This window comes from Vibrio sinaloensis DSM 21326 (assembly GCF_000189275.1).
Lineage (GTDB): Bacteria > Pseudomonadota > Gammaproteobacteria > Enterobacterales > Vibrionaceae > Vibrio > Vibrio sinaloensis.
In genome coordinates this window covers 36,019-43,164 of record NZ_AEVT01000003.1, presented here as the reverse complement: position 1 = coordinate 43,164, position 7,146 = coordinate 36,019, and the positions used below count along the sequence as shown (strand labels likewise).

Genomic DNA, 7,146 nt, shown 5'->3' with positions numbered 1-7,146 from the left:
CAACGCATAGTAAAAATGCCACGCGTTGCGAATCACTCTTAAACAGTTTGTTATACACAATTGTTCGGAGTGAGAAGATCCCGGATTGTATTTTTTAGTACTCTCTTAGGCTCAGCAGCTAACCCTTGCCAATTTGCTTGAACTTGTTCACTAAAATTTGAAAAGTCGATTGGGGCGGAGTCGATAGTCAGTTGACCTGACTTAAACAGACTTTGAGCCACAACATGGTGAGATTTCAGTGTAGCGTGGCTTTTTAAATAACTTGCCAATATTTTCGACAAACACTCAGATACCAAAAGCTCAGTTTTATCATCAACATATATAGCATTATCTTCTAAGCACTCATAAGCTGATGATATTTTCTTGAAAGATAAGTCAAAAGCATCAAATGTTTCTTTAAATGCGTCAAAATACGCTGCTTGAAAGTTATCTGCTGCCTCAAAATTATAGTTATGTTTCAGCTTAGCCCTAGGGATACTAGTTTTCGCAACTGCGGCATATATTTTTTCTAACGCTGTTTTTTTGGATTCTTCATATTGTGAAAACTTTAGCTTTAGATGCTCCGCATTGATGCTTAACTCAGTCTGTAAAGACTGTTTTCGTAAATCTAACTCATGTTGATGATGCGCCAAGGATTTCTTAAACGCATTATTCACCAGAGCTTTACTCAGAAAAGCAACTACCGCAGCCCCAGAAAAGCCTCCCGTAATTATTGTTACCCAGATATCGCTCATATTACCTCTTTGTGTATAACGCCCAATTAAGGGGTGAACAACGCCTCCACCCAAACCTAAAGCATTGTGCCATAAACACTAAATTTGAAGTAGAAGCAAAAATGCCAAGCGTTGTGAATCCCTCTTAAATTGCTTGTTATGTGCGTACTAAAGACATTGGCACGAAACGAATTCCGTTGAACTCTGCTTCTTCGCCTGTTGCTACGAAACCATGGCGATTGTAGAACCCAACAGCATTCACCGAAGAGCGTAGACTAACCTCACAAGCGTCTGTTTGATTGAGCAAATGATTCAATAGCGTACGACCTAAGCCTGAACTCTGTTGAGAATTAGCAACAAACAAGTGTGTTAAATACGCAAAGCAGCAAAACCAAGTATTTCCCCACTCGATACAGCCTTAATTGATGAAAAATTCTCATCATCGAAAGTAGTCGCTAGGTCAGGTAGAACTCTGTCCTTATACTCTTTCTTTCCTTGTGCATTAAGCAGTGGAAGCACATCCTTGGCCGAAACCTCTGACACAAGCCTTGTTACTGCATCCAAGTCCGCTTTTTGGACTTTCTGAATTTCCATATTTCCTCCGAGCACATAACACCGCATTAAGGTGTGAGCAACGCTACCACGAAACCTAACCATACCACCGTAAACACAAAGCCCAACGATGGAATAAGAAATGCCAAGCGTTGGGAATCACTCTTAAATGCTTTGTTAGGCATGCTCTCGCAATATTGCTCTTAACTTTTCTAACGGCATTGCTGGTTTTTCCTTATGAATCATTGCATGGCAATTTGGACATAGAGGAATTAAATCACGAAGTGGATCAACTCTATGGATACCTTGAATTGAAGCAAGATCTATGCGGTGATGCACATGTATGAAATTTTTACCAATACGCCCATATTTACTTTCCATATTGATGTCACATGCTGCACAGGTATAACCATAATGCTCTATGCACTTTTTCCTAGCCGCTGGATTCCTTTCAATCGCAGTTGAAATAACTGAAAATCTTGCACCTTCTTTAAGAATTGTGCCTTCAGCTATTTCAGAGAATTGGCAACCGGCAAGTGTCCAACGTATATTCTGACCAGCTTGGACAGTAGAGCTACAATCTTTCCATAATTTTTCTGCGGAGATATCTGTCAACACTGCTTGTCGCTGGTGCATATACCCCAAAATAGGGTTTTCTGTATTAAATACGTAAGGTCCAGTAACCTCAAAAACACAGTTTCTACGACCATTTGTGTTTACAATAACAAAATCACCTTCTTTTACGTTTTGATAAAGATTCCAGAGACTTGGACCTCCTAAGTGCGCATTATCCAAATTTGGGTAAGAGGAGTCGATCAAGTTGGTTATCTCTGATTGGTTGTTTGGAGCTATTTGCTTTAAGTCGCCAATATCCGACCAACCAATAGCGATACAACCTAAGTCTTTCATGAGTTCAATAGATTCTGATGCATTTTCATGATGGGCAATTAAACGCCAAATATTCATAGTTACCTCCAAATGCCTAACGCCCTGTTAAGGTGTGAGCAACGCAATACCAAAGCCACCGCATACCACCTTAAACACCAAACGCAACGCATAGTGAAATGCCACGCGTTGCGAATCACTCTTAAACAGTTTGTTAGCCATTTATTAATATGAAATACAGTTAGTTTCAGAGCCATAGCTTTGACAGGTCGTTCTAGTTTGCGAGCCGTAGACATCTGCCGCTTTCCGATATCCATTACTTATAGACTTAGAAGCGCTGTTAATTGCATCGACTAATTCATCTCTATGTTTCTGCTTTCGTATCTCACTTTTCAGTAGAGCCTCTCTACCCATATCAGTAGCTTTGTTGCACAAGGTGTCCGGAACATCCCATGAATGAGTTGTATTTTTCCTATGGAATTCCTCATTCTTAATAAGCTTCCAGTAGTCAAAATCATCTTGCTTTCCCAGGTTGTAACATATATCTAAGTTATCCATATTGGAGATAGCAACCTTACGATCTTGTACTATTTGCTCCGTTGTCTTACAGCCAAAAAGTAAACATAAAGATAGCAGATAAATCTTTTGCTTATAATTAATCATAATTACGTCATAACACATTAAAACTATTGATATTACATATCATTAGTCAAAGGAATAATGTGAGATAAATCGATTCACTTTTATTGCTCAACGAAAAGTAAGATTGATGATATGAAATGGCTAACGCATATTAGACGTCAAATTGTCGTCTTTAATCTTTCGATATTGCAGTCATTTTCATGTTAACTCAAACGATAATCAACAAGTTACAACATATGACGGGAAATTAGATTGCAAGATGTCGCCTAATGACAAGAATGAACAGTTATCAACTCAATTGAATGAGTTTCAGTAGGTTAAACGACGGCCTCTGAATTGTGTAGAGTATTTAACCTCAATGATTGTGAGGCACTTTCAAAGTAGAAGGTGCCAAAGGTAACTTGTTCAGGACGAAGCCATTTTGTTGTATAGCTCAGACTAGTTAACCAAATAACCCAGTTCTCGATCAGGCATGCGTTCAACTACAGTAGAGTCTCTGTGGCGACCTTCGTTGAGAATTAACTCTTCTACCTCTTCCACTATTCTGAAAGCTAGTTGAGGCACGTTGATACCGACCTCTTGACTTGACTTAACTGAAGAAATAACAGTTTTCTTAACTGATTCTGCTCTTAAATGAGCACGGCATCTACGAGATACCAGCGCGGCAAACTTGCTCTCGTTTGTTAATGCTTTTCCATTTAGGATACCTAGCTCTAAATAAACATAAAAAACTTTACTGATTACTTCGCACTCGAGTTTAGATGCGCGCTCATGATGTGCCATTAAATAAGGTCGGAGGTATTGATTAAACTCCTCTTGCTCACTCTGTTTGATATTCATTTCGTACTGTTGAGTTATTTGGTTCATGTTTTATTTAAAGAATAGAAAATTTAAGATGAGCACTTCAAGACCGACTGTTAACTTGTATGGTGATTGGAACAAAACCAAAATCGATCTCATCTATCAAACTCTTTAACCTCATCAACGATAGGCGTTTTCCATATCTTCCGTATGTCATGCTTTGTTTTGCGTGACCGACGATTTCACAAACCTCATTTTCAGGCAAACCTATAGCCTGAGCAGAATCAACAAACGTATGACGCAAACCGTGTAACGTCGGTCGTTGAGCACCTGTAAACCCAATAGCTTTTAATACCTTAGTAAAACGCTTACCGAACTGCTCTGACCAACACATGGTTTTTCCATACGGCCGAATATCAAACAACTTATCCTTACGAGCTCCATAACGATGGTTCACATAACTCAAGAACCCCATATTGAGTAATTCTTTGTGTAACGGTATATGGCGAATGGACGCTTTAGTTTTAACAGTCTTGCCTTCATCTTCATTCACGCTAATGCACCAAACACCTTCTCGTTCTTGGACATCTTCGGTACGCAACTGACAGATCTCGCTCACTCGTGCACCAGTGAACAATAGCAGGTACGGGATCCAATAGTCTTCTAGCTTCTTCTGATAGTTTACTGTTGAATCATTTGTTCCAATTACACCAGCAAAGTTGTCATGTGAGAATAGCTTCACTAGCTCTTCCCTACTCCACCTTCTGCGCTGCTCACTAGGGAGCCTAACGTCCTTTTTGACCCTAACATTTTCAAAGGGATTAACAGTCGCGTACTCCATTGTAATCATCCAGCTATAAAACTGCCGAGTCGCTGCGAGATAGTCCCGTACAGTCTTCGCGGATAGCCCTCGACCATAAAGGCTTTTGAGAAATGCACTAGCGTGGCGAGGGGTCACAGAATCAGGGCTAACAGTTTGGTTCTCAAAAAAGTTATTGATTCTCGAGCTAAGCAGATCAATGTTTTTGGGCTTAACACCTTCAAGCTGCTTGCATTCAACAAACTCACTTAATAACACTGAAACTGAACGGCCGACATTAGAGGTAATTGAACTCGGTTCCATAGATGCTGGCTGTGTCGTATCAGTCAGGCTAGGTGCCAATTCAGCAGATTCCACAAAACCGTTTTTTACTATGGCACTGATCGTCTCTTTGAATGCCGAGACGAAATCTCTAACGCTTGCATCAGGGATTGTCCCACCGACCATTGAACGTGCAGACTGAAGGAGAACTAGAGATCGATCAATAGCGATGGAGCGTTCCTTGGTACGCAAGGAAAAACGCACTTCTTTTGGGTATCCAAAGTTAACCCATTGAGAGGGAAAGTAAAAACGAGAATAGTAGGTAGAATTACGATTTCGAAAAATGTACATCGTGACACCTTGTCGTATCACTGCCAATTGGAATTGCTTAGAATTGATGTAAATCTTTGAAATTATTGAAGAATTTTGGAGCGTACTGCGGGAATCGAACCCGCATCATCAGCTTGGAAGGCTGAGGTAATAGCCATTATACGAAGTACGCTACGTCGTGTTGACGAGATCTAATATGCCAGATCTTGCTGAAAAGAAAAGTGTTTTTTCTCCAATTCGCTTCAAGTGGCGATTTGATAACCACTCAAGTGCATAAATTCAACGTTCTGCTTAAACAATCAACAACTTTGAACCCCTGACTTTGATCCGTTTCGATAAAAAAGCGCCAGTATAAACACTGACGCTGACTAACGAGCGTGAAAATTAAATAAGTGCTGGAATACCCGGCAACTGACCGACCACAGCAAGCGCACCGATACAAATAATGGCGGTCGTTAGTGGAATGGTTACTTTATCGACTTTCGCTAAAGAATCTGCGCGCTCTTTGTTACCAATGAGACCCATGTTGTCGAGCAGCATAGTAATCGCCCAACCGAACACTGGGTTGACCAAAGCACAAGCAAACATACAGATACCTGCACTTTGTGAATTACGCGCATTTTTAACCATTTGCATACCTGCTTCTAGCAAAGGCAAGAACACACCAACTAACAAAGCAACACGTAGAACCGGTTCCCACATCGCAAGATCCATAGGGTATCCCATAACGGCGGCAACAACACATAACAAGCCAGTGAGCAGTGCACCACCTGGGATTGGGCGCTTAGCAATAGCTGCTGGGATCATGTAAGTTCCCCATGAGGACGCTAAGTTACCCCCACCTAGACCCGCCCCAACCATTTGGCGAATAGAACACACTGTCATGGTGTCATCAACATCCATTAGCGCGCCTTTGGCTTTTTTAGGGTAGTTAAGTTCTTGGAATACACGATGGCCTAAGAAGTCTGGTGACCACATTGCTACAGCTAAAATAGCGAATGGAATAACAGCAATGTAGTGCTCTAATTGCGGCCATCCTAATTGCCAGCCTGTATTCTCACCCCACCAATAAAACGGACTCATATTAGGTAAGCCAGGTTCAGTGGTGAATTCGAAAGGTACACCCATAATAAAGGCGACCGCTCCTGCAATAAATGAACACAGTGGAATAGCAAGCCAGCGTTTTTCAATTTTGGCTAAATAGGCGTATATAACAATCGTCGCTGAAATAACAATGAACGAAACTGCATCCATACCCGTTGAAACAGACCAAGCTTCAAACTTATTGAGCTGACCAATTAAACCAACAGCACCTAAATAAATAAGTAGGCCACCTCGAACGCCCTCACCAGTTAATTTCACCAGTTTAGAGCCACCTTTGGTTGCACTTAATATTAATCCAAATACACCAACCATAATACCTAACGCTAATGGGTGTCCCCCCGCAGCCGCGATAAGCGGAATAAGTGGGATCATCGGCCCATGCGTGCCTGCAAGGTTACTTAATGGATTAAGGATCGCAGAAAAGAAAACAACAAACAGTAAGCCTGCAATCAACAACTCAAATCGTACATTCTCCGCGACAAACTCAGCCGAAAGACCAAACTGCGCAGCAAAAGCTGCAACCATCGCAGTTACCATTACTACTTTACCTATCGTTGCAGCAATGGCGGGAACCCAGTCTTCTATCTCGACACCAAAGTCTCTGAATGGCAAATGCACACGCCACCTTTTTAGGTCTAGAATTGAAAGCTCATGCTCTAGATATTGGTCACGTGATTCAAACTCGCTCGCTTTACGCCTGCGCGATTGATATGCACTTTGTTCAGTGTGACTCATTATTCACTCCATATATTTAAATCGAATACTCCATTAATTATTAATATTTCTAGTAATAGAAAATTGACATATATCAGTGTTACTTTCTAACTGAAAAGTCGCATTAAACAAAAGCGGCCTAGCGCACATTTAAACGTTTTGTTGAGATATGAATCACAATAAGTCTTTATCACTAATGAAATGTTTAGTTTCACCATTAGATAATTATGTAATCAGTTTAAAGTCAGAATAAAAAACCGCTAAAGAAAACAATACAGAATATCCCCGCACGGATAAAAACCCGCCGCATATCAACCAAACACA

Annotated in this window: 5 protein-coding genes, 1 tRNA gene and 1 pseudogene; all 7 read right to left on the bottom strand. The window is 40.8% G+C overall.

Annotated features, from left to right (window positions below):
• Positions 1 to 50 precede the first annotated feature (50 nt).
• On the bottom strand, positions 51 to 734 hold the full coding sequence (locus RH45_RS00760) for a hypothetical protein (RefSeq protein ID WP_008072640.1): 684 nt from the start codon (positions 732 to 734) through the stop codon (positions 51 to 53).
• 136 nt (positions 735 to 870) lie between these two features.
• Positions 871 to 1,307 (bottom strand): annotated as a pseudogene (locus tag RH45_RS00755) (GNAT family N-acetyltransferase).
• 135 nt (positions 1,308 to 1,442) lie between these two features.
• Positions 1,443 to 2,231 (bottom strand): HNH endonuclease, encoded by a 789-nt coding sequence (locus RH45_RS00750; protein WP_008072634.1) that lies wholly within the window; start codon positions 2,229 to 2,231, stop codon positions 1,443 to 1,445.
• A 999-nt stretch (positions 2,232 to 3,230) separates the two neighbouring features.
• A complete protein-coding gene (locus RH45_RS00740) occupies positions 3,231 to 3,632 on the bottom strand; it encodes a hypothetical protein (protein ID WP_138956411.1) in 402 nt (133 codons plus the stop codon).
• Between the two features lie 64 nt (positions 3,633 to 3,696).
• Positions 3,697 to 5,025, bottom strand: coding sequence for a tyrosine-type recombinase/integrase (locus RH45_RS00735; RefSeq protein ID WP_008072627.1), 1,329 nt, complete (start codon positions 5,023 to 5,025; stop codon positions 3,697 to 3,699).
• A 76-nt stretch (positions 5,026 to 5,101) separates the two neighbouring features.
• Positions 5,102 to 5,176, bottom strand: a tRNA-Gly gene (locus RH45_RS00730).
• A 212-nt stretch (positions 5,177 to 5,388) separates the two neighbouring features.
• On the bottom strand, positions 5,389 to 6,843 hold the full coding sequence (locus RH45_RS00725; RefSeq protein WP_008072625.1) for a DUF3360 family protein: 1,455 nt from the start codon (positions 6,841 to 6,843) through the stop codon (positions 5,389 to 5,391).
• Between the last annotated feature and the right edge of the window lie 303 nt (positions 6,844 to 7,146).